The following is a 22,314-nucleotide window of genomic DNA, read 5'->3' as shown; positions in this document are numbered from 1 at the left end:
CGCGAAGTCCAGGCTTGCCCGGCCGTCCGGTCAGGCGTTGAGGTGCGCCGGAGCTCCCACCACCGTCTGGCCGGACGCGGAGGACGGCTCCGAATCCAACCCACCGAGGTCCTCCGAGCGCTCCGTCTCCGCGACGTATTGCGCGCGGCCGATGCCCAGGAAGTCGCGGCGGTAGATGCGCACCATGGCCATGAAGATGGAGGCGATGAGTGGCCCCACCAGCAGGCCCATCATCCCGAACACCGCCAGCCCGCCGAACATGGAGAGGAAGACGAGCAACGGGTGCAGCGCCATGCGAGAGCCGCACAGCCGGGGACGGATGACGTTGTCGATGCTCCCGACCAGGAACGTCCCCCAGGCCAGCAGGAAGACGCCCTCGCTCACCTGGCCCACCGCGATGAGCACCGCGCCAATGGGGCCCCACACCAGCGCCGTGCCGCCCACCGGCACCAGCGCCACCAGCACCATGGCGGCGCCCCACACCCCGGCATGCGGCACACCGGCGATGAGCAGGCCCACGAAGCCCACCGCGCCCTGGATGAGCGCGGTGATGGTGTTGCCGTAGACAATCGCGTAGGCGACGTCGGTGAACTCGCGCGCGAAGGCCTCGAAGTAGCGGCGGTCCAGCGGAATCAACCGCATGACCTCCGCCACCAGCCGGCGACCATCCAGGAAGAAGTAGTACATGGCCACGGTCATCAGGAACATGTTGATGATCAGCTCCGTGCCCGCGCCCACCACGTCCTTCAGGAGCGCCGCGCCGCCCGTCACCGCCGCCATCAACGTGCGCTCCGTCTCCGCGCTCTCCAGATCCAACCGGATGTAACGGCTCAAACCCCGGGGCAGACTGGACGCGAACTGGTGGCGCAGGTCCACCTGCTCCAACAAATCTTGCGCCTGCCCCACGAACTGGAACACCTCACGCGCCACCATCCACCCCACCAGCGCCAGCGGTGCGAGGATGAGGAAGAACACCGTGAGGGTGGACAACCCGGCGCACAGGGGCTTGCGGCCCCGCAGCTTCTGACACAGGTAGTCCTGCACCGGCATGAACAGGACCACCAGGAAGCCGCCCAGCAACACGGGCATCAGAAACGGCAACAGAATCCTGGAGAACAGAATCAGCGCGAGCGCAAACAGCGCCGCGAACACGTAGTTCGACCACCGCCGCGAATCAGCCACCGCCCCACCCCACCCCGCCCGACGAGCCCACCGACCACCCCCAACCTAGGAATCGCGCTTCCCGACGGGAAGTCCGACATCCCGCACATGAAAACACCGACCCTGAATTCTGGACGTTTCACCCTGACTGGCGTCGCGGTCCTCGCCCTTGCCATGGGCCTGGCCGCCCCGGGTTGTGGAGATGGCGCCACCCCCTGCACCGAGTGTCCGCCCCTGGAAGGTCGCTACCGGATGGCCTTCGGCGACGGCGGCGTGCCGGCCGACTGCACCCTGCTGGGCGTGGAGCTGCCCCGGGGACGGCCGCTGGACATCACCCGCTCCGGCGACAGGCTCATTGGCAACCTGGAGGGCGTGGGGCTTCTGGGGAACGTGTCCGCGGAGGGCTCATTCACCCTCGCCGGCTCCCTGGGCGGAGCCATGGATGGCGGGAGGATGGACACCCTGAGCCTCGCCGGTCGCTACACGTCCTTCGAGGGGGACGGCGGCACGGCGCGACTCGATGGGACGTATACCGGCAACTACTCTCGCCCGAGCGGAACGGCGCCCCAGCGGTGCAGCGTCATCGTTCCGTTTTCGGCGACCCGGGAATAGCGCCACGGGCCGCCAACGGAGGACGGGCCTACTTCTTCTTGCTCTCGGCGGCCTTCGCTTCGGCCTTGTTCTTCTTGGCCCGCTTCTTCCAGGCCTGCTTGATCTTCATCTGCACGCGGCGGTGCTTGCTCTTGCTGCGGGCCATCGTTGACTCCTGTGCTCCGGTGTGGAGACGTGAAAAGAGGCGCTTAACTATCAGAACCCGAGGGGCTGCCGGAAGAGGAACCCTCCGAAGGCTGGGAAGGGGCCTGCTCGGCCCCCGGCTCCCCCCCGGAATCGACCTCCGGGGCGGGCCGGGTCGGGAAGGGAATCCCCTCCGCCCCCCGGACCTGGGTGGGTCGGGCGGTGGACACCGTCACCTCCCCCTCCCGGTCCTCGTCGGTGGGCTTCTCCCGTGAGGCGGGGGCGCTGCTCTGCTGGGGCCGCTTCTTCACCGAGGCGAAGATGGGCTTGCAGGCGTCCACGAAGCGGCGGACCTCGTCCAGGGGGAGCGCCGGGCAGTGGTTCCCGTTGGCCCCCGTCATGGAGGTGGCCATGCAGATGGCGTTGAGGATGGCCTCCTCGGTGGCCTCCATCACCGCCTCGTAGAGCGGATCCAGCCGCTGATCCAGCAGGAGCTTGAGCTTGTAGACCATCTTCTGCGTGCGCCGCGGGATGATGTTCGCGGTGGAGAAGCCGACGACGATCTCCCCCGAGCCGTGCGCCGCGTAGCTGCCCACCCGGCCGATGCCCAGGCCCACCCGCTTGCACAGGCGGTTGATCTGATGGCTCAAGAGCGGCGCGTCCGTGGCCACCACCGCGATGATGGAGCCGTAGGTCTTGCCCCGGGTGGGCGCGCCCTTGAACTTCTCCGCCAGGACCTCCCCCACGGGCAGGCCGCCCACGCGCAGGTTGTGCATCTTCCCGAAGTTGGACATCACCAGCACCCCCAGCGTGTAGCCGCCGAGCACCTCCGGAAGCTTGCGGGAGGACGTGCCGATGCCGCCCTTGAAGTCGCACGTCACCATGCCGGTGCCGCCGCCCACGTTGCCTTCGGCCACAGGGCCGGAGGCGGCGTTGCGGATGGCCTCGAAGACGTGCTCCTCGCGCACGTGCCGGCCGGAGATGTCGTTGAGCCAGGAGTCGTCGCACTCACCGACGACGGGGATGATGACGTCGTGCTCGTCGCCGATGCCCGGGTAGCGCTCCACCAGGTGGCGCGCCACGCCGTCCGACACCGCGCCCACCGCCATGGTGTTGGTGAGAAGAATCGGCGTCTCGATGAGGCCCCACTCCATGAGCTGCGTCATGCCGGAGACCTCGCCCGCGCCGTTGAGCACGAAGCCTCCGCCCGTCATCCGCTCCATGAAGATGTTGCCCATGTTGGGCATGATGGCCGTCACGCCCGTGCGCACCGGACCGTGGCCCGGCCTCAGCGGCCCGTCGCCCTTGATGAGCGTGCAATGGCCCACGAGCACGCCCTCCACGTCGGTGATGGCGTTGTATTTCCCGGGCTTGAAGCGGCCCAGCGGAAGACCCAGCTCGCGAGCGCGAACCCGCGGTCCCTTGTACTCGGGGATGTGCACCATGCCGGGCACACTAGCGGACCATCACCCACCGTCAACCACTCCGAACGCGTAATAACTTCAGGCGCACGAATGAAAACGCGGCCTCGCTCCGCGTGAAAACGGGAGCGGGCCGCGTGCAGGTCCGCGAGGCCCCGAACATCCGGGGCTTCACGCGCTGTCGTCAGGCCTTGGCTTCGATGCGCGGGGGCGCGTCACCGTGCTGCGAAGTCGTACCGTTGCCGTTCCCCCCGTTGCCGTTGCCACCGTTGCCGTTCGGCGTGGTGACGACAGGAGCCGCGACCGGCGCCGGGACGAGCGCGCCGGGCTCGTCCAGCGGGTGGGCCTTGTGGTGGTGGTGCGGCACGGTGGAGGCGTGCTCGGTCGCGGCGCGGCGGGCCTCGCGCTCCTTGTAGCGGCGGATGGCGGGGGCCATGATTTCGCCGATGAGCGCGCGGTAGTCCATGCCCGCGCCCTGCGCGATGAGCACCAGGTCGCTCCAGCCCGGCGTGAGGCCCGGCAACGGGTTGCACTCGATGAAGTAGATGCGCCCCTTGTCGTCCATGCGGAAGTCGATGCGCGCGACGTCGCGGCACCCCAGCGCCATGAACGAGCTTCGCGCCGCCGTGCGCAGCTTCTCCAGCAGCGAGGGCTCCAGCTTGGCGGGCGCGTCGTAGCGGATGCGGTCCGTCCAATCGAGCTTGTGCTGGAAGCTGTAGACGGGGTTCTTCTCGCCCTTGTCCAGGAAGACGATCTCCATGGGCGGCAGCACGCGCGGACGGCGCTCGCCGAGCAGGCCCACGGTGAACTCGCGCCCGCCGATGTACTCCTCGATGAGCGCGGGCTGCTGGTACTTGCCGGCGATTTCGCGCACGACTTCGCGCAGCTCCGCCTCGCTGTGGCAGACGCTCTTGGTGACGACGCCCTTGGAGCTGCCCTCCGCCACCGGCTTCACGATGAGCGGGAAGGACGTGAACTCCTTGTTGAGCCGCTCCTTGCCCGTGGCCATCAACTGGAAGTTGGGCGTGAGGATGCCGGCCTGACGGACGATCTTCTTCGCCAGCGCCTTGTCCAAGGCAATCGAGAGTGTGGCCGGATCGCTGCCCGTGTACGGGATGTCCAGCAGCTCCAGCATCGCGGGCACCTGGCTCTCGCGGTTGCGGCCCTTGAAGCCCTCGGCGATGTTGAAGACGATGTCCAACGGCGTGCTGGAGAGCACCGTGGGCAGCTCCGCGGTGGCCTCCAGGTCGATGACCTCGTGACCCCAGGACGCAATCGCCTCGCGGATGGCCTGCAGCGTGTTGGGCGAGTCGTACTCCGCCTCGCTGTCCTCCACCGCCTCCGCGTTGGCCATGGGCTTCACGCGCTTGACGTTGTAGGTGAAGCCCACGCGCAAGGGCCCCGTCTTGCGAGCGGGCTTGCCCTGCCGCCGCGCGGAGTCCTTGATTTTGTACCGCTTCGCCGCGCTCTGGATGATGGAGTTGATGACGCCATCCAGGTGCAGCCCGTCCAGCTCCGCCGATGCGTAGATGCCCGCGCCCGGCTCCAGGCTGGGCAGCGCGTTGATCTCCAGGAAGTACGGCACGCCCGCGTCGCTGAGCCGGAAGTCGATGCGGCCCAGGTCGCGACAGTCGAGCGCCTGGTAGATCTTCTGCGCCATCTTCCGGATGTCTTCCGCCGTACGGAGCGGAATCTGCGCCGGAGCGCGCACGGTGACGGCGTTGTCCTTCTTCGTCTTCAGCTCGTAGTCGTAGATGGCGTACCGGCGGCCCGCGGTGACGGCCGGGTCCACCACGTACTCCACCGGCGTGAGGACGCCGTCGTAGTCGTTGTCCACCGCCGCCAGGAAGGGCACCGCCAGGTCGCGGCCGGGGATGTACTCCTCCACCAGCACGCCCGCCGGGTACTTCTCCAGCGCGTTGGCCACCTTGGCGCGCACCTCGTCCAGCGTCTCCGCGATGGAGTCCTGGGTGATGCCCTTGGAGGAGCCCTCGAAGTTGGGCTTCACGATGACGGGGAAGCGCAGGTTCTCCGCGGTCAGCTCGCTGAGCTTCTCCACGTACTGCCAGCCCGGAGTGCGAATGCCCTGCTTGGCCAGGACGAGCTTGGTGAGCTGCTTGTCCAGCGTCACCGCCAACGCGTACGCGTCCGAGCCCGTGTACGGGAAGCCCAGTTCGTCGAAGAGCGCGGGATAGAACGCCTCGCGGAAGCGCCCCCGGCGTCCCTCGGCGGTGTTGAAGATGAGGTCGGGGCTGTAGGCCTCCAGCCGCGCCACGGTGCGCGAGGCGGGACCACTCACCTCGAAGCGCTCCAGCCGATGCCCCAGCCGCTCGATGGCCGCCGCCAACGCGTTGACCGTCTCCTGGGTATCGAACTCCGCTTCCTCTTCCGAATCAGACAGCCGCAGGTTGTGGGTCAGCGCGATGCGCACGGGAGCCCCCTTCTCTTCTTGAGCGAGCGACCGCGGCGCATCTTCGCCGCGGACATGAGTCTGCCCGGTGCACGCTGGTGCGCCACGGGGTCGCGGGCTGCAACGGTTGCGCCCGCCACAACCTTCCCATCCACCACCTGCGTCTGCGCCCAGGTGTCACCGAGCCGCCAGCCGAGCGGATCTCTCACCACGCGCCACGCCTCGATGCCGCCAATGACGACGAGCCCCGCCACCGCCGCCACCGCGCCCAGCGGCGCCGGCATCATCCCCAGGAGGACGATGAGCGACAGCGGTGCGTTGCGAAGCGTGCTGTCCCGGTGGCGCGCCGCCGAGCGCGTGGGCAGATGCATCACCTTCACGCCGAAGATGCGCTTGCCCACGCTCTGGCCCTGAATCATCCCGTCCGCGAGCAGGAGGAACAGCAGCGCCACCACGGCGCCCGCCGCGCCACACACCACGTACAGGCCCCAGGCCACGCCCACGTCCACCACGCGCGCGCCCAGCCGCAGCCACAGCGACGCCTTGGGATACGGCGAGCCCGGCGCGGCGTCCTCCACCACCAGCCGCAGCGCACGCCCACCTCCCCGGCTGGAGGCCATGAAGATCCGCTCGCGTTGCGCGCTCACTCCTCGGGCTCCAAGGTGAGACCCTCCTCGTGCGGCTCCGGCTCGTCCAACCCCGCCAGCCGCGCGAGCCGCTCATGCGCGCTCAACGGATGGAAGGGAGCGTGGGAACCCGAGGCGGGCGCCCAGGCATTCCCCGCCGCCGTCGGTCCCGACTCGGACAGCCGCAAGAGCTTCGAGCGCGCGGCGTCCACGTCCGGCTCCGCCGCCACACCCTCACGCGTGAAGAAGAGGAACGCCATGGCCGGCCGCTTGGAGGACTCGCGCATCGCGAACTGCACGCCGTCCAGGTTCCAGCCCTTCGCCGTCCACTCATTCAGGGTGCGCTCCAGCGCTCCCTCGTCCACCGTGGACAGCTCCACCACTTTGTACTGCAACGAAACAGAAGTACGAACCACGGGGGAACGCCCGGTACCGGGGCGCCGAGCCGAGCCGCGCCTGCGTTGGGGCGGGGGCTTCTCCGACTTGCGTCTGGGACGCTTCTTCTTGGTGGGCATCGTGCGCGAGCTATTTGGACGCAACACCCGCGGCGGATCAAGCGGCAACCCGCGCGCGGGGGTGGCGGCTGTTGCCTACAGGAGCTTCGCGGCTTCCAGCGCGTGGTAGGTGATGATGAGGTCCGCGCCGGCACGCTTGATGCCGGTGAGCGTCTCCAGCATGACACGCTCGTAGTCGATCCAACCGTTCTGCCCGGCGGCCTTGAGCATGGCGTACTCGCCGGAGACGTTGTAGGCGGCCAGCGGCAAGTCGAAGCGCTCGCGCACGGCGCGGATGACGTCCAGGTAGGCCAGCGCGGGCTTCACCATCAGCATGTCGGCGCCCTCCTCCACGTCCAGCGCCACTTCGCGCAGGGCCTCGCGCACGTTGCCCGGGTCCATCTGGTAGCCCCGGCGGTCGCCGGACTTGGGAGCGCTCTGGGCGGCCTCGCGGAAGGGGCCGTAGTAGCCGGAGGCGTACTTGGCCGCGTAGGAGAGGATGGGGATGTCGGTCAGGCGCACCTCGTCCAGCGCGCGGCGGATGGCGCCCACCCGGCCGTCCATCATGTCCGAGGGCGCGATGATGTCCGCGCCCGCCTGGGCGCAGGTGACGGCCATCTGCGCGAGCAGGGGCAGCGTGGCGTCGTTGACGACGTGGCCCCCCTCCAGCACGCCGCAGTGGCCGTGGTCGGTGAACTCGCACAGGCACACATCGGCGATGACCTGGAGGTCGGGCTCGGCGGCTTTGATTTCGCGGATGGCGCGCTGGACGATTCCGTCGCGCGCGTAAGCCTGGGAGCCGAGGGCATCCTTGTGGTCGGGGATGCCGAAGAGGATGACGGAGGGCACGCCCAGCGACTTCGCCTGGCGGGCCTCGGCGACGGCGTGCTCCACGGACAGGTTGAAGATGCCCGGCATGGAGGTGATGGGACGGCGCACGTCCCGGCCTTCCACGACGAAGAGGGGGTAGATGAAGTCCCCCGGGTCCAGGCGCGTCTCGCGGACCATCTCACGCAGGACGGGCGAACGGCGCAGGCGGCGGGGGCGATGGACGGGATGGGCCATGGTGGACGTCGATATAAACCGACGACGCCCGACCTTCATCGTTTCCGTGTGGCCGCCCGGCCGCTCACCCTGCGGCGGGCCGCCAGCTGTACTGATGGCGCAGCCGCTCCCGGGCGTGGCGCTGGGCCCGCACCTCCGCGATGTCCGCCTCGTGCAGCGCCCTCGCGTAGCGCACCCGCGCCGCCTCGGTGCCCGCCGACAGGCCGCGCTCGGCGGCCACCAGCTCCCGACGGGCTTCGTCCCGTTGCTGCTCCACGCGTTCTTCGTACGTCATCATTCCTCCTGCCTGGGGTGTGCCGTGGGGGATTGCACGGGACGGACCACCCGCAACCCCACCGCAAGCTGGCGAAACGACGAGGTGTCGCGGCGCGGCAGGGACGGCAGGCGTGCGAAACCCATTTCCCAGGGCCGCGAAAACGCCGTCGCGGAAGACAGCGGCGTGCGCCCGCCCGGCCGCCCTTTCCGACCGTCCGCTCGGAAGCAATCGCCGCCCGCCCCGCTCGTCTACATTCGTGACCGTGACAGACAGCACACCCGCCATCGAAGTGACGAACCTGAGCAAGACGTATCGCCGCGCGTTCCGGAAGACAGGGACCGTTGCCCTCAAGGGCATGGACTTGTCGGTTCCCCAAGGAAGTGCCTTCGGGTTGATTGGCCCCAACGGCGCCGGCAAGACGACCTTCATCAAGAGCATCCTCGGCATCGTCCAGCCGACGGAGGGCACCGTGCGCGTACTGGGGGGCTCCCCCGAGGACGCCCGCATCCGAGCGCGCATCGGCTACCTGCCCGAGCGCCTGCACCTGCCCCACGCATGGACGCCCACGGCGTTCCTCGCCACGGTGGGCCGGCTCAAGGGGCTGGCACCGGATTCGGCGGGGAACCTGCGCCTGCTGGAGCGGGTGGGCCTGTCGGATGCCGTGGGCCGGAAGATTGGTGGGTACTCCAAGGGCATGCGTCAGCGGCTGGGTCTGGCGGCGGCGCTCATCGGGAAGCCGGACTTGCTGGTGCTGGACGAGCCCACGGACGGCATCGACCCCATGGGGCGCATGGAGGTGCGGCGCATCCTCCAGGAAGAGGTCCAGCGGGGCACGACGCTCTTCCTGAACTCGCACCTGCTGGCGGAGACGGAGCGCGTCTGTGATCGGGTGGCCATCCTCGCGGACGGGCGCGTGCTGCGTGAGGGGCGACTGGACGAGCTGGTGAGGGGCGAGTCGCGGTGGTTGGCGCGCTTCGCGCCCGGGGTGAGCGTGGAGGCGCTGACGCAGGCGGGCTTCGTGCAGGGCCGGGCCGACGGCGTGTACCACGTGGACGCGGGGGACCCCGCGGTGCTCAATGTCGCGCTGGACCGGGCGCGCGCGGCGGGGGCGCTGCTGGTGGAGCTGCGGCGAGACGGCATGGATTTGGAGTCGGTGTTGCTGGGCACCGTGGGCGCCGGGGCGTCGCGGGTGGAGGTGGCGGTATGAGACCGGTGCTGGGAATCGCCGGGTACGTGTTGCGCGAGGCGGCGTCGCGCAAGTTCATCCTCGCGTTCATGGTGGGAATCACCCTGGTGCTGGCGGTGGTGGCCGTGAGCCTGCGCCTGGAGGTCATCGACGGGGCCCTGGCGGCCTCGCGCCTGTTCGGCAAGGAGCTTCGCGGGAACATCCAGTCCATCGACGTGGCGCTGCGCCCGGTGTACCAGGCGGCGGCGTTCATCGTGTTCTATGGCGGCATCCTGTTCGGCATCGTCGCGTGCTCGGACTTCGCGCCGGGGTTGATGTCGCCGGGGCGCATCGAGCACCTGCTCGCGCTGCCCATCCAGCGCTGGCACCTGCTGGCGGGGACCTTCCTCGGGGTGATGACGCTCGCGCTGGGCGGAACGCTGTATGGCACCACGGGGCTGGTGCTCATCTTCGGTGTGAAGGCGGGGTACTGGACGGTGGGGCCGCTGGTGGCGGGGCTGATGGCGTGCGTGGGCTTCGCGGCGGTCTACGCGGTGATGTTGACCACCGCGACGCTGGTGCGCAGCGCGGCGCTGTGCGCGGCCGCGGGCTTCGCCTTCATGGTGGGAGGCATCATCGCCGGACACCGGCAGGACATCTCGACCTTCTTCGAGGAGGGCTTGAGCCGGAGCGCCTTCCTGGCGGTGACGCTGGTGCTGCCCCGACTGTCCGCGCTGGCGGAAGCGGCGGGAGACATCGCGTCTTCCACGCCCCTGGAAGTGCGCTCACTGGGGACACTGCTCCTGGGCGTGTTCGTGTTCGGGCTGGGGGCGCTCGCGGTGGGCTTCTGGCGGTTTGAAGGAAAGGATTACTGACATGGAGAAGCGCCAGAAGCGGCGGGTGTGGTTGGTGATGGCGGCGCTGCTGTTCGTCGTGGCCGCGCTGCTGATGTTCCTGGGCCAGGGCGAAGAGAAAGGGGCCGCGGCCCTCGAGGTGGACTTTCCCCGACGGATGCGCGCGCCGGACCGCGAGCGCGCGGAGCGCCGGAGGACCCAGGTGCTTCCGACGCTGGCACCGACGGACTCGGGGACGGCGGCCGAGCCCTCGCGTCCCAGGGACCCGCTCCTCGCGGCGCTGCCGCGTGGACCGGGCAAGACGGCGGTCATCATCGAGGCGAACGCGCTGAGGCACTCGCCCATCGGCGGGCTGCTGCTGGACTGCCTGATGCGGGACGGCGGCAAGCAGTTGGAGGAGTTCCGCCAGAAGAGCGGCGTGGACCCGCTCCAGGACCTGGACCGGCTGGTCGTCACGGATGAGGGGATGATGCTGTCGGGCAACTTCGAGAACGCGCGGTTCAAGGAACTGCTGGGCGAGCGCGTGTCCGCCGACTACGGCCAGGGCGCGAGGGTGTACGAGGCGGGCGAGTCCAGCGTCACCAACCCGGACGGCACCACCGTGAAGCGGCGGGACACGTCCGCCATCGCGACGTGGAACAACCAACTGCTCGTGGTGGGCAAGTCGCCAGACGAGGTGAAGGCGGCCATCGACCGCGTGGAGGGGCGCGGGCCGGACGAGCCCCCCGCCATCTCCGAGAGCAGCACGTATGGCGAGATGTACGGCGTGCTCTCCGTGGAGATGATCGCCCGGCTGTTTCCTCCGGAGCAGGCCGCGCTGGCCCAGCGGCTGCGCGACGTGGCGCAAAACGTGGAGCTGCACCTGGACGCCAGCTCGGACGTGGCGTTGGTGGCGGAGGTGAAGGGCCCGAGCGCCGACGACGTGACGGACCTGGGCAAGTCCCTGGGCGCCGCGCTCTCGCTCGCGCGCATCAAGGCCCAGGCGGGTGAGGACAAGGACCTGGCCCAACTGCTCGACTTCGCCAAGGTGAAGCCCGACGGAGACTCCTTCACGCTGGAGATGGCCGTCCCCCTGGCCGTCATCCAGGAGCGCCTGGCCTTCTGTCGCGAGGAGCGTCGGGCCGCCGAAGGGGGCCGCGCCCCCGAAACGGGAACTCAGGCGGGGGTCGAGCAGGCCCCGGCGCCCGCGAGGTAGTCAGGCCGCTCACGTCGGGCCTCCTCCCCTCCTCGGAGCCACCGAGCGGACGCCCCCCGAGCGGACGAGGGGTCGGGCATTGTGGCCAAGCCGCTGTGATCTCTGCGACACTTCGTCGCGCCCGGCCTGCCTCACTTCTCGAGGCAGCCCAGTCCGACGAGAGAACCGCTTGATGATTTCGCGTGTGTCGAGGGTGGCCCCGCTGCTGTTTGGCTCGGGCCTGTGCGCCCTTGTCTACCAGACGGTCTGGCTGCGGGAGTTTCGTCTCATCTTCGGCGCCAGTACGGCGGCGTCGGCGGCCGTCCTGGCCATCTTCATGGCGGGCCTGGGCCTGGGGGGAGTCCTCCTCGGCGCTCGCGCGGACCGGCAGCCGCGTCCCCTGAACTTCTACGCCAACCTGGAGTTGCTCATCGCCGGCACCGCGGCCCTGAGCCCCTTCCTCGTCGAGCTGGCGCGCGCGGTGTACATCGGCGTCGGCGGCACCACCATCCTCGGCATCGCGGGGGGCACGGTGGTCCGGCTGGTGCTCTCCGCGCTCGTGCTGGCCGTGCCCACGGTGCTGATGGGCGGAACGCTTCCGGCCGCGGCTCGCGCGGTCCAGTCGGATGAGGACCCGGCCCGCCGCCACCTCGCCGTCCTCTACGGCGTGAACACGCTCGGCGCCGTCACCGGCGCGGCGCTCTCCACCTTCTTCCTGCTGGAGGTCTACGGCAACCGCACCACCCTGTGGATCGCCTGCCTCCTCAATGCCGCCGTCGCCATCACCGCGCGCAGCGTGAGCCGGTCGATGGAGCCCGCCGAGGGCACCGCGCCCCCGAAGTCGGAGGCCCCGTCGACCGAGGTCGTCGCCCCCGTGGCCGCGAGCCCTGCCGCACCGCTCACGGTTCCCCTCTCCGCCACGCGCTACGCGCCCCAGTTCGCGCTCGTGTCCGCGATGCTGGTCGGCTTCGCGTTCCTGCTGATGGAGCTGGTGTGGTACCGGATGCTCGGCCCGATTCTCGGCGGGACGACCTTCACCTTCGGCCTCATCCTCGCGATGGCGCTCCTGGGCATCGGCCTGGGTGGCGCGACCTACTCCATCGTCTTCCGTCACCGCCCCGCCACGCTGTCCGGGTTCGCCCTCACCTGCGCGGCGGAGGCGCTGTTCATCGCCCTGCCCTTCGCGATGGGAGATCGCCTGGCAGTCGTCGCCGCGCTGCTGCGCCCGCTGGGAGGCATCGGCTTCGGTGGGATGATGATGGGCTGGGCGCTGGTGGGCGCGGTGGTCATCCTTCCCGCCGCGTTCGTCTCCGGCATCCAGTTCCCGTTGCTCCTCGCGCTCGTGGGCAAGGGAAGTCACGACGTGGGCAAGCAGGTGGGTCAGGTCTACGCGTGGAACACGGTGGGCTCCATCGTGGGCTCGCTCGCGGGTGGCTTCGGCGTGATTCCCCTCCTGACGGCGCCGGTGACGTGGCAGCTCGTCGCGGGCATCCTCGCCGTGCTGGGGCTCGCCTCGGCCACGCTCTCGCTGCGTGTCGAGCGACTGCGAGCGGGCCTGTGGATACCCATCTCCGTAGCCGCGCTCGCGCTCGTGCTGCTGACGGCCCACGGCCCCACCGCGGCGTGGCGGCATGGCAGCGTCGGCGCGGGTCGCTCCGGGCTCAAGGACCCGACCATCAACCACATCGATGCCTGGGTGCGCGAAAAGGCCCGCGGCATGGTCTGGGAGAAGGACGGCGTCGAGAGCAGCGTCGCGCTCAACTCCGCGAATGGCCTCTCCTTCATCGTCAACGGCAAGGTGGACGGCAACGCCATTGGAGACGCCCCCACGCAGGTGATGAGCGGGTTGCTCGGCGCCCTGCTTCACGCGGACGCGAAGAACTCGCTCGTCATTGGCCTGGGCACCGGCAGCACGGCGGGCTGGTTGGGCGCCATTCCCAACATGGAGCGGGTGGACGTGGTGGAGATCGAGCCCGCCATCCTCGAGGTCGCCCGGCGGTGCCATGCGGTCAACTCGAACGTGATGGACAACCCGAAGGTCCACACGGTCATCGCCGATGCACGAGAGGTGCTGCTAACCACCCGGCAGCGCTACGACATCATCTTCTCGGAGCCCTCCAATCCCTATCGCGCGGGCATCTCCAGCCTCTTCACGCGTGATTTCTATCAAGCCGTGAAGGAGCGCATGGCGGAGGGCGGCATCTTCGTCCAGTGGCTCCAGGCGTACGAAGTGGACGCCCTCACGGTGCAGAGCGCCTATGCGACGCTGGCCTCGGAGTTCGAGGCCGTGGAGACCTGGCAGGTTCACTCCGGTGACCTGCTGCTCGTGGCGACCCGCAAGCCGATGGTGCACGACATCGCGCGGCTGCGCGCCCGCATCGCCGAGGAGCCCTATCGCACCGCGCTACGCGCCACCTGGCGCACGGACGAGGTCGAAGGCGTGCTCGCGCGCTACGTGGCCACTCCGGCCTTCACCACGCGCGTGGCGGAGGCAAGCCAGGCCCTCATCAACACGGATGACGTGTCCTTCATGGAGTTCGCCTTCGCGCGCAGCCTCGGACGCGATGCGGGCTTCTCGATGCTCTTCTTCTGGAAGACGACACACAACCTGGGGACCGGCCGCCCACAGGTTGTCGGCGAAGTGAACTGGGAGCGCGTGGGGCTGCACCGCGCCTGGACCAGCACCCCGCTCTCCCGCGCCGAGTCCAGCAGTGCCTCCGTGAAGGCGCGCGCGCCCTTCATCGACGCGTACACCCGGAACCAGCTCCCCATCGCTCGCGCGCGTTGGCAGCAGGCGCGCTGGGAGCCCATCGGCCCTCGCGAGCAGTTGGCCCTCGCCAGGGTCCTCGCCGCCGCGGGTGACGAAGAGGCATTGAAGTACACCGCCCCCCTTAGAGCCAGGTTGCCGGTGGAGGCGGACATGCTGGAGGGAATGGTGCACCTGCGCCAGAAACGGTTGGAAGAGGCCACCACCCTGTTCGAGCGCGGCTTCATCGCCATGCGAGACGACCCGTGGCCGGCGCCGGAAATCGTGGCCGACATCATCCCCCAGCTCGTCGGCATCGCTCGCGCCGACAAGGCCCTGGGCAAGCGGCTCTTCGACGTCCTCGCCAAGCCCTTCGCGGCGGAGGCCCTGACGGTGGCGCGAGAGGAGACCCGTGTGGAATTGGCGCAGGTCCTGGACTGGCTGGGGTTGTGCATCGAGGTGCTCGCGCCCATCGAACCGCTGACCATCTGGGACAGCAGGCAACTTGATGATCGACGCCGCTGCTACGCGCACCACGGGCATCCCCTGGCGGCGGTGGCCGCGGCCGACCTGGCGCGACTGCTCGCCCAGGCTCCCTCGGTGTTCATGCTCGAGGCCGTCCAGCTTCCGGAGGCCCAGACGCCCACGGAGTCGGCACCTCCCACTCCGCCCCAGGCGGGCGAGTCCGCGCCGTAAGGCAGGTGGCCTGAAACACCAGGCGCCCAGCCGCGCGTCCAGGGATGCCTCACCCGGCCTTCCCTGGCGCGCCGCATGCGCCGGCGCTTCGGCGATTCACACCACCATCAACAGCACTTCGGGCGTGAAGGCGTTCGCGCCGCCTGGCGTCAGCTCCCTCACGCGAAGCTAGGTGTCGGTGTCGAGGAACAGCAGACCCGCGGGAGGGAGCGGGTCCACCCGCAGGGTCCGCGACGGCAGCGTGGCCTGCGCCTCCATCACCGCGCGCACCTCCCAGATGGGCGGCGGATTGAGCGCGAAGCCCGCCTGGAACGTCCCCGACTCCACCCCCTTCACCAGGGACTCCAATCCCTGCACCGGGAAGACGTGGGGATGTCCCGCCGCCTCGGGGTCCTGGATGCCCAGCACCGTCCGCAGCACCAGCGCGTTGAGCAGCGCCAGGTCCAGGCTGCGCAGCGTCGGGTTGCGAGGCGCGCCCTTCAAATGGGCCAGGTCCAGCCCCTGTCGGAAGCGGAGGATGCGCCCCCGCCCCCCGGGCAGCACCAGCAACACCGCGTGGTGGCCGGAGATCAGCGTCGCGAGCCGCTCGCGCGCGGCCACCAGGCCCCGAGGCGTGTCGAGCGGCTCGTCCAGTTCGTACACGCGCGCGTACGCCGTCACCAGCGTCAGGAAGGTCTCTTCCTTGAAGGTCGCCACGCCCTTGAGCGCGCGGTGGATGGGCAGCAGCTCCAGTCCCGGGTCCGACAGGGGGACCACCGCGGCCAGCGTCGGCCCGCTCTCCGCCAGCGCGGTGAGCGGGCGCATGGGCGCCTCGTCCAACACGGCCTGGATGCGCTTGGACACGGGGGAAGGCTCGATTCGGCGCAGCACGAGGGTGCGGCCGTCAAACTCGCCTTCCCACACGAGGACGGAGCGCTCGCTTGCCTCGGCGAGCAGTCCTCGGAACACGCCATGGTCATCCGCGGTGAGCGTGACGGCCGGCTCGGCCTCCCAGGAGCGGGGGCGATACGGGTCGAACTCCAGCGGCGTCCCCGCGTCCTGGCGCAGCGCGCACAGGAGATAGCGCACCGGAGGGCCTCCCAGCTTGCCCGCCTGGCTGTGGACCTCCACCAGGTACAGGGCGGGCCGGGCGTCGCGCAACAGGACGCCGGACTCGCGCTGTCGGCGCAGCTCCGCGGAAGGGTTGGCGGCCTCCAGGAGGGGCCGGACGTGGGAGGGCTGGGGCACCGCGTTGCTGCGCGGCACGTAGCCGCTGGGCTCGAGGGTCCGAGCCAGCGGGGTCAGCAGGGCCGTGAAGGGATGGACGCGCGCCATGTCGACGGAAGGTGGTGTCTGCCACCTCGCGTTGCCACGGCGCCCGCTCGCTCGCCTGGGGGCCCGTCTACCACCAGACGTTGCGGTACGGCCGGTCCTTCGCCGACGACTTCAGCGACGAGCGGTCCACGCTCTCCTCCCACAGCAGGCTCACCGTGGTGATGGCGCCCGCCGAGCCGAGGAAGGACAGCACATACGGCGTGGACTGGTCGAACCCGCCCAGCACCAGGCCGGAGATGAGCAGCACCGCCGCGCCCACGCCCGCGCCGAAGAGGTCCGCTCGGAGAATCTGCGACGGCGTCGGGTCATACCGCATGGTGGCCAGCGCCAGCGCGCCCGCGCCGATACCGGGCGCCAAGAGCAGCGTGTCTCGCCACGTCTTCGAGGAGATGTCCGTCCCCGAGAAGTGGATGACGGCCAGCAGCAGCGCCGCATAGGCCGCGCCCCAGCCCGCGCCGGAGGCCATCAGCAGGCCGTCGTTGAGCGGAAGCTGTCCGCCCCCGAGCCCCGCGGTGAGCCACGCACCCAGCTCCGCGCCGAGGAACGCCGACCAGGTCAGCACCCCCGGATCCTGGGTGAAGAGGTCCATGAAGCCGGCCATGAACATGCCGCCCACCACGGAGTTGCCCATGCCAAAGGTCGACATCGGCCGGTCCACCCAATTGTTGAATTGCCACCACGCGGAGGCACCGAAACCCAGACCCGCGCCAATCAGCGTGCCGGCCAGCATCGCCTCGCGCGAGCTCTGGTCGAAGCTGAAGTCATTGGCGAACGCCTGCGTGAAGAAGCCACCCAGCGCGCCCAGCGTGGTGTGGTGGGCGATGAACTTGAAGCTGCCCGGGCCCGACAGGAAGGGCCCCAGACGCTGGCGGCCGTCCAGCACGGCGCCACTGTCCACGTAGTCGGCCTGAACGGGCGTCGACGCCGGGGACAGGGTGGGACGCAGGCCATCCTGCGTCACCGGCGCCAGGGGCGAGGTGCGCGACGAGTCCGGCTCCTGGGCCAGCGGCGCATCCCGCGTGGGGACATTGCCTTCGTCCGGTGGGGAGGCCTGCTCCTGCTGCGCGGAGATGGGCTGCCCATACCCGGGCTGGCCGGCCGCGGAGTCCCCGGGCTGTTGCTCCGTGGATGGAGGGGACGACGGCTCCGAGGGCGCGGCTTGCTGTGAGGGGTACGAGGGCTGCGCCTGGGACGGCTCCGTGTACGGATACGAGGAGCCCGTCTGTGCGCGCGCGGCCTCGGGCGAAGCGAGCACGAGCGCGAGGACGGCGGGAAGGCAGATCCAGTTTCTCAGAAGTGACACGCAAGCAACTCCTTGGGTCCGTCCGCCACAAGACCACAACCCACGTCCCCGTGGTGTTTTTTGCATCCACCTGGGCCCACTCGCCACGACGGAAGCGCCCCAGGTGGGTGGAACCGTCATGAGCACGGCATTCCTCCGCGCGTGCTTCAATTCTTTCGCGACGCGGATGGCGGTCGGGCATCCCTGCGCATCATGCCCATCGGGTTTTCGTGGTCCGAGCTCGACGTCGACTCCGCGCGCATCCTCGTCGTCAAGGACGTGCCCCTGCCCGACGCCAGTCGAGACTTCGTCTTGTACTGGTGCATGGTGAACCATCGCGCCGAGGAGAACCACGCGCTCGACACGGCCATCGCCCTGGGCAACCACCTGCACCTGCCCGTCGTCGTGTATCACGCGCTGCGCCCGGACTATCCCCACGCCTCGGACCGGCTCCATGCCTGGGCACTGGAAGGCATGGCGGACCTGACGTCGGCCTTCGCGTCGCGCGGGCTTCCGTACTGGGTGGAGCTGCCACGCCATGCACGCGAGCACCACCCGCGCCTGGCGGAATTGGGCAAGCGCGCCGCCGCCGTGGTGACGGACTTCTTCCCCACGTACATCATCCCCGGGCACCTGCGCGGCGCGGCCAAGGCGCTCCACGTGCCGCTGTTCGCGGTGGATGCCTCCTGCGTGGTGCCCATGCAGCGCATCCCCACGCTCCAGGCCGGCGCGTACACCCTGCGGCCGAAGCTGCAGAAGCTGTGGCCGGAGTACCTGGGCCGCACGCTGCGCTCGCGCCACCTCGAGGCCGCGGCCGCGGGGCGCAAGCTGTCACCGGACTTCGACGTGGCGGACGCACGCGAGGCCCGCCAGTCCCTGGCGAGCTTCCACATCGACCACGCGGTGACACCGCTCACGGAGCGCGGAGGGCGCAAGGCGGGCCTCAAGGCGCTCGACGCCTTTCTGCACGAGAAGCTGGAGGGCTACGACGCCGGACGCAATGACCCGGGCCTCGCGCGCCAGTCCGGCCTGTCCCCCTTCTTCCACTGGGGCAACCTCTTCCCGGGCGAGGCGGCCCGCGCCGCCATCCGAGCGCGCGGCACCGACGACCCGAACGTGCGCGGCTTCCTGGAGGAGCTGCTGGTGCGGCGCGAGCTGGGCTTCAACTTCTGCTTCCACACGCCGGAAGCGAAGCAGCTCTCCGTGGAGTCCTTGCCCGGCTGGGCGCGAGAGACCCTGTCCACGCACCAGAAGGACGCGCGGGAGCACCTGTACTCGCTGGAGCAGTTGGAGCACGCGAGCACGGCGGATGGCCTGTGGAACGCGGCGCAGCGCGAGCTGGTGGAGCGGGGCCGCATCCACAACTACCTGCGCATGTTGTGGGGCAAGAAAATCCTGGAGTGGAGCCCCACACCGGACGAGGGCCTTCAGCGCATCGCCCACCTGAACGACAAATACGCGGTGGACGGCAGAGACCCCGCGAGCGTGGCCAACTTCATGTGGGTCCTGGGGCTGCATGACAGGCCCTTCCAGGAGCGCAAGGTGCTGGGGAAGGTGCGGCCCATGAGTTCGCCACGCACCGCGGAAAAGTATGACCTGGCGCCCTATATGGCGCGCTGGGGACGGCCCGGGGACCCGCCGGTGAAGCTCAAGCGCGCCCGGCGCGTGGCGGACCGGTGAGCAAGGCTGTTGACATCCGCGCGTCCAAAAGTGACACGGCGGTTCCCTTCCCGTCTCACCGCCACTAAACGCAAAGGTGGGACAACGACGCCAGGAGCCGCGCCATGGGCATGATGAAGTTCGATATTCCCCACTCCCTTCCGAAGGACGAAGTGAAGAAGCGCGTGGAGCAGCTCCTTCAGTACTGGGGTGGCAAGTACGGAGTGAAGGCGGACTGGCAGGGCGAGGGCGCCAAGATTGTCGGCAAGGTGATGGGCATCCAGTTGGACGCGTCCTTCAAGATCACCGACAAGGCCGTCGAGGGCGAGGGCACGGACCCCGGCATGCTGCTGCGCGGTCAGGCCAAGTCCTACCTCCAGAAGAAGTTCGGGTCCGTGCTGGACCCGAGCAAGTCGCTGGAGCAGGTGAAGAGCACCCTGGACTAAGGGCGCCGGGCTTCAGTGCGGAGGCTGTTCCTCCAGCGCGGCGAGGGCGTAGCGCGCCGCGCGGGAGATGGCCTCCGCCGAGTCGGGCATCTCCGGGTAGTGCCCCGCCAGCGTGCGCTGCGGGAAGCGCAGCTGGGCAATCGCGTTGCGATAGCTGCGACGCGCCGCCTCCGACTCGTGGCTGCGCTCCTGCACCTGGGCCAGCAGGTAGTGGCCGATGGCCAGCGTGGGCTCCAGGAACAGCGCCTTGGCCAGCTCCGAGCGCGCCTCCTTCAGCTCCCCGGCCTGCAGCGCCGCCACCCCGCCAAACACGCGGGCCTCCACGCACAGCGGCTCGCGCAGGATGGCCTGGGCAAAGGCCTCGCGCGCCTCGGGAATGCGCCCCGTGAGCGAGAAGAGGTTGCCCAGCGTCAACAGCGCGTCCAGGTCGCTGGGCTCATCCACCAGCAACCGCTGAACGCCGGAGATGGCGGCCGGGAAATCCCCCAGCGTCATCTTCCGCACGGCCATGGCCAGCCGCTCCGCGGGAGGCAGCAGCTTGGGCCACGCGGAGGGCACCGGCAGCTCACCGGTGACGGTGCGCGCGGGCGCGGACACCGCGGGCAGCTCCACGGTGGGGCGCGTGCGAGCGGCGTCCGAGGTCCCCACCGCGGGCAGCTCCACGGTGATGCGCGGACGGCCCAGGTCATTGACCCGCGACGTCGTCGACGACGACGGGGTCGACGCGGAGGAAATCCCCGGCACGGGCGAGGCGGCGGGCAGCGGCCCCACGGCGGGAAAGGACCCTGAGAGTGCGCCGGCCCCCCGGACCGAAGAGGCCTCCGCCGCGTTGCGAGGACGGGCGCCGAAGGCCCCTTCCACGGGCGGCCGCGCGTACACGGCCGGGGAGAACGGCTCCGGCTCCGGGGCGCGCTGGGACTGCTCCGCGGTGCCGGGATACGGATGGATGCGCAGGGGCGGCGGGCGGTAGCCCTTGTCGCTCGGCGGGCGCCGGTACACGAAGGCGCCGTCCACTTCGATCATCTCGAAGCGGTCATAGACCTTGAAGAGGCTCTCCGAGTACCCGAGGAAGAGCAGCCCACCGGGCCGCAGCGCGCTGAGGAACCGGTCCATCAGCCCACGGATGGTGGGCAGGTCGAAGTAGATGATGACGTTGCGGCAGAGGATGAGGTCCAGCGAGTTGAGCGCGACCTTGTCGAAGACGGGCACGGCCAGGTTCTGCCCGTCGAAGCGGATGTACTCGCGCAGCGCGGGCAGCGCCTCGTGGCCATCCTCGACGGGACGGAAGAAGCGGCCCAGGCGCTCCGGCTGGATGCTGATGCTCCGTCGCAGGGAGAAGCGCCCCTGCCGCGCGGCCTCCACCGCGGCCAGGTTCAAGTCCGTGGCCCACAGGTCCACCTCGGCGGACAGCGCCCCCAGCTCCGCCAGCACCATGGCCACGCTGTAGGGCTCCTCGCCCGTCGCGCAGCCCGCGGACCAGACGGACACCTTGCGCATCTCCCGCCGCGCGCGCGCCAGCAGGTCCGGCAGCACGCTCTTCTCCAGCGCGCGGAACTGCTTGCCGTCGCGGAAGAACTCCGTGTGCCCCACCGTCACCAGCGGCAAGAGCGAGCGCAGCTCCTCCTCGCCCCCGGCTCCCGTCAGCCGCTGGAGGTAGCGCTCCGGCTCCTCCACGCCCAGCGCGGGCATGCGGGTGGACAGCGCCAACCTCAAGCTGTGGAACCCATCCGGGGTAATCTTCAGCCCCGCGCGCTCCAAGAGGAGCGCCGCGAGCTGCTGAAGCACTTTGTTGCTCACGTTCAGCACGCATCCACCCACTGCACCAACGTGGGGCCAATTCGCTCCAGCGGCAGCACTTCCTGCGCCGCCCCGAGCAGCACCGCCTCGCGAGGCATGCCCCATACCGCGGACGTCCCTTCATCCTGAGCGATGGTCCGCCCTCCCCGCTCCCGGATCTCCTTCATCCCCCGCGCTCCGTCCCGCCCCATCCCCGTCAGGATGACCCCGACACAGCTCGAGCCGAAGGCCTCCGCCGCCGAAGTGAGCAGCATGTCACACGAAGGCCGGAAGCCCCGAAGCGCGGGTCCCGAGTCCAGCTCCAGCCGGCCCTCGGGTCGCACCAACAGATGACTGCCCGACGGTGCGATGTAGACCGTCCCCGGCACCATCACCATGCCGTGCTCCGCCTCTGTCACTCCCAGCGCCGTCTCCATCGTCAGCCAGTGCGCGAGGCCCTCCGTGAAACCCTCGCTGATGTGCTGGCAGTAGGCGATGGGCGCGGGAAAGTCTCGTGGAATCTTCCGCAGTACCTGTGCAACGGCCTTCGGACCGCCCAGGGACGCGGCGATGGCCACCAGGGGAAAGGGCGGCGGGGGCAGGTCCTCCTTGGGCAGCTTCGCGGAGGAGCGCGTCTGGCGCACGGCCTTCACCTGGGCCAGCAGCACCAGCTTGCGCGCGATATGGGCCCAGAAGTCCGCGCCGGGGATGGCGGGGCGCTCCACCACGTCCAGGGCCCCCAGGGCCATGGCCTGGAACGCCTCCTGGCCGGACAGCGCGCCCGGATGCAGCGCGAGGACGGGCACCGGCCGCCCCGCCATCACCTGCTCGATGGCCTCCAGGGCCTCCAGGCCGGTGAGGTCCACCAGCAGCACGTCCGGGAAGTGGCGCTGCACGGCGACGAGGGCGCCAGGGAAGTCGATTTCGGCGGGCCCCACCGGGACGAGCGACTCGCCGTCGAACAGGCCACGGGCCGCGAGCGCGCGCAGCCCCTTGCCCACCATGAGCACTCTGAACGCCATCCCCGCCGCGGC

General features: G+C 69.8%; 19 protein-coding genes. 7 read left to right on the top strand and 12 right to left on the bottom strand.

Translation table 11 applies throughout. From position 1 onward, the window contains the following. Positions 1–30: 30 nt before the first annotated feature. Positions 31–1,182, bottom strand: coding sequence for an AI-2E family transporter (locus HUA78_RS21595; RefSeq protein ID WP_174468431.1), 1,152 nt, complete (start codon positions 1,180–1,182; stop codon positions 31–33). A gap of 153 nt (positions 1,183–1,335) precedes the next feature. Between HUA78_RS21595 and HUA78_RS21590 the strand changes: the two genes are divergently transcribed. Continuing rightward, entirely contained in the window at positions 1,336–1,773 is a 438-nt protein-coding gene (locus HUA78_RS21590) for a hypothetical protein (protein WP_141649536.1), read from the top strand. 28 nt (positions 1,774–1,801) lie between these two features. Here HUA78_RS21590 and HUA78_RS21585 read toward each other — a convergent pair whose 3' ends face one another. The 7 genes from HUA78_RS21585 to HUA78_RS21555 form a co-directional block, all read right to left on the bottom strand. Then, complete coding sequence (locus HUA78_RS21585) at positions 1,802–1,918, bottom strand: aminopeptidase (RefSeq protein WP_141649535.1); 117 nt, start codon at positions 1,916–1,918, stop codon at positions 1,802–1,804. Between the two features lie 43 nt (positions 1,919–1,961). After that, entirely contained in the window at positions 1,962–3,341 is a 1,380-nt protein-coding gene (locus HUA78_RS21580; protein ID WP_174477050.1) for a P1 family peptidase, read from the bottom strand. Positions 3,342–3,501: 160 nt separating this feature from the next. Further along, positions 3,502–5,748, bottom strand: a complete 2,247-nt coding sequence (locus HUA78_RS21575; RefSeq protein WP_141647264.1) for an ATP-grasp domain-containing protein — start codon at positions 5,746–5,748, stop codon at positions 3,502–3,504. Then, positions 5,733–6,347, bottom strand: a complete 615-nt coding sequence (locus HUA78_RS21570; protein ID WP_141647270.1) for an RDD family protein — start codon at positions 6,345–6,347, stop codon at positions 5,733–5,735. The genes HUA78_RS21575 and HUA78_RS21570 overlap by 16 nt, the downstream gene beginning before the upstream one ends. A gap of 23 nt (positions 6,348–6,370) precedes the next feature. Then, positions 6,371–6,769 (bottom strand): hypothetical protein, encoded by a 399-nt coding sequence (locus HUA78_RS21565; protein ID WP_246137646.1) that lies wholly within the window; start codon positions 6,767–6,769, stop codon positions 6,371–6,373. A gap of 174 nt (positions 6,770–6,943) precedes the next feature. Continuing rightward, on the bottom strand, positions 6,944–7,912 hold the full coding sequence (gene hemB / locus HUA78_RS21560; protein ID WP_254623826.1) for a porphobilinogen synthase: 969 nt from the start codon (positions 7,910–7,912) through the stop codon (positions 6,944–6,946). A gap of 64 nt (positions 7,913–7,976) precedes the next feature. Then, positions 7,977–8,186, bottom strand: a complete 210-nt coding sequence (locus HUA78_RS21555; RefSeq protein WP_141647261.1) for a hypothetical protein — start codon at positions 8,184–8,186, stop codon at positions 7,977–7,979. A gap of 238 nt (positions 8,187–8,424) precedes the next feature. Here HUA78_RS21555 and HUA78_RS21550 point away from each other — a divergent pair, with 238 nt between their 5' ends. From HUA78_RS21550 to HUA78_RS21535, 4 genes are all read left to right on the top strand, one after another. Next, positions 8,425–9,375 (top strand): ABC transporter ATP-binding protein, encoded by a 951-nt coding sequence (locus HUA78_RS21550; RefSeq protein WP_371745626.1) that lies wholly within the window; start codon positions 8,425–8,427, stop codon positions 9,373–9,375. Then, positions 9,372–10,208 carry a hypothetical protein gene (locus HUA78_RS21545; protein ID WP_174456654.1) on the top strand — a complete coding sequence of 279 codons (837 nt, stop codon included), beginning with the start codon at positions 9,372–9,374 and terminating at the stop codon, positions 10,206–10,208. The genes HUA78_RS21550 and HUA78_RS21545 overlap by 4 nt, the downstream gene beginning before the upstream one ends. Before the next feature lies 1 nt (position 10,209). Further along, entirely contained in the window at positions 10,210–11,382 is a 1,173-nt protein-coding gene (locus tag HUA78_RS21540) for a hypothetical protein (RefSeq protein WP_254623825.1), read from the top strand. A 172-nt stretch (positions 11,383–11,554) separates the two neighbouring features. Then, positions 11,555–14,803, top strand: a complete 3,249-nt coding sequence (locus tag HUA78_RS21535) for a fused MFS/spermidine synthase (protein ID WP_174477048.1) — start codon at positions 11,555–11,557, stop codon at positions 14,801–14,803. A gap of 168 nt (positions 14,804–14,971) precedes the next feature. Here the strand turns inward: HUA78_RS21535 and HUA78_RS21530 are convergent, their stop codons facing one another. Together HUA78_RS21530 and HUA78_RS21525 are read right to left on the bottom strand one after the other, a co-directional pair. Further along, a complete protein-coding gene (locus tag HUA78_RS21530) occupies positions 14,972–16,117 on the bottom strand; it encodes a DUF1015 family protein (RefSeq protein WP_174477047.1) in 1,146 nt (381 codons plus the stop codon). A 67-nt stretch (positions 16,118–16,184) separates the two neighbouring features. Continuing rightward, entirely contained in the window at positions 16,185–17,420 is a 1,236-nt protein-coding gene (locus tag HUA78_RS21525) for a hypothetical protein (protein ID WP_246137641.1), read from the bottom strand. 192 nt (positions 17,421–17,612) lie between these two features. Here HUA78_RS21525 and HUA78_RS21520 point away from each other — a divergent pair, with 192 nt between their 5' ends. Continuing rightward, on the top strand, positions 17,613–19,079 hold the full coding sequence (locus tag HUA78_RS21520) for a deoxyribodipyrimidine photo-lyase (RefSeq protein ID WP_174477089.1): 1,467 nt from the start codon (positions 17,613–17,615) through the stop codon (positions 19,077–19,079). Between the two features lie 104 nt (positions 19,080–19,183). After that, on the top strand, positions 19,184–19,504 hold the full coding sequence (locus tag HUA78_RS21515) for a polyhydroxyalkanoic acid system family protein (protein WP_141647258.1): 321 nt from the start codon (positions 19,184–19,186) through the stop codon (positions 19,502–19,504). 12 nt (positions 19,505–19,516) lie between these two features. Here the strand turns inward: HUA78_RS21515 and HUA78_RS21510 are convergent, their stop codons facing one another. Both HUA78_RS21510 and HUA78_RS21505 read right to left on the bottom strand, forming a co-directional pair. Further along, on the bottom strand, positions 19,517–21,310 hold the full coding sequence (locus HUA78_RS21510; RefSeq protein ID WP_174456657.1) for a CheR family methyltransferase: 1,794 nt from the start codon (positions 21,308–21,310) through the stop codon (positions 19,517–19,519). Next, positions 21,304–22,302 carry a chemotaxis protein CheB gene (locus tag HUA78_RS21505; protein WP_174456859.1) on the bottom strand — a complete coding sequence of 333 codons (999 nt, stop codon included), beginning with the start codon at positions 22,300–22,302 and terminating at the stop codon, positions 21,304–21,306. The genes HUA78_RS21510 and HUA78_RS21505 overlap by 7 nt, the downstream gene beginning before the upstream one ends. Between the last annotated feature and the right edge of the window lie 12 nt (positions 22,303–22,314).

The sequence above is a fragment of the Myxococcus sp. CA033 genome (assembly GCF_013336625.1).
Classification (GTDB): domain Bacteria; phylum Myxococcota; class Myxococcia; order Myxococcales; family Myxococcaceae; genus Myxococcus; species Myxococcus llanfairpwllgwyngyllgogerychwyrndrobwllllantysiliogogogochensis.
Note: the sequence above shows the minus strand (reverse complement) of the source record. Positions and strands in the feature narration are given on the sequence as shown.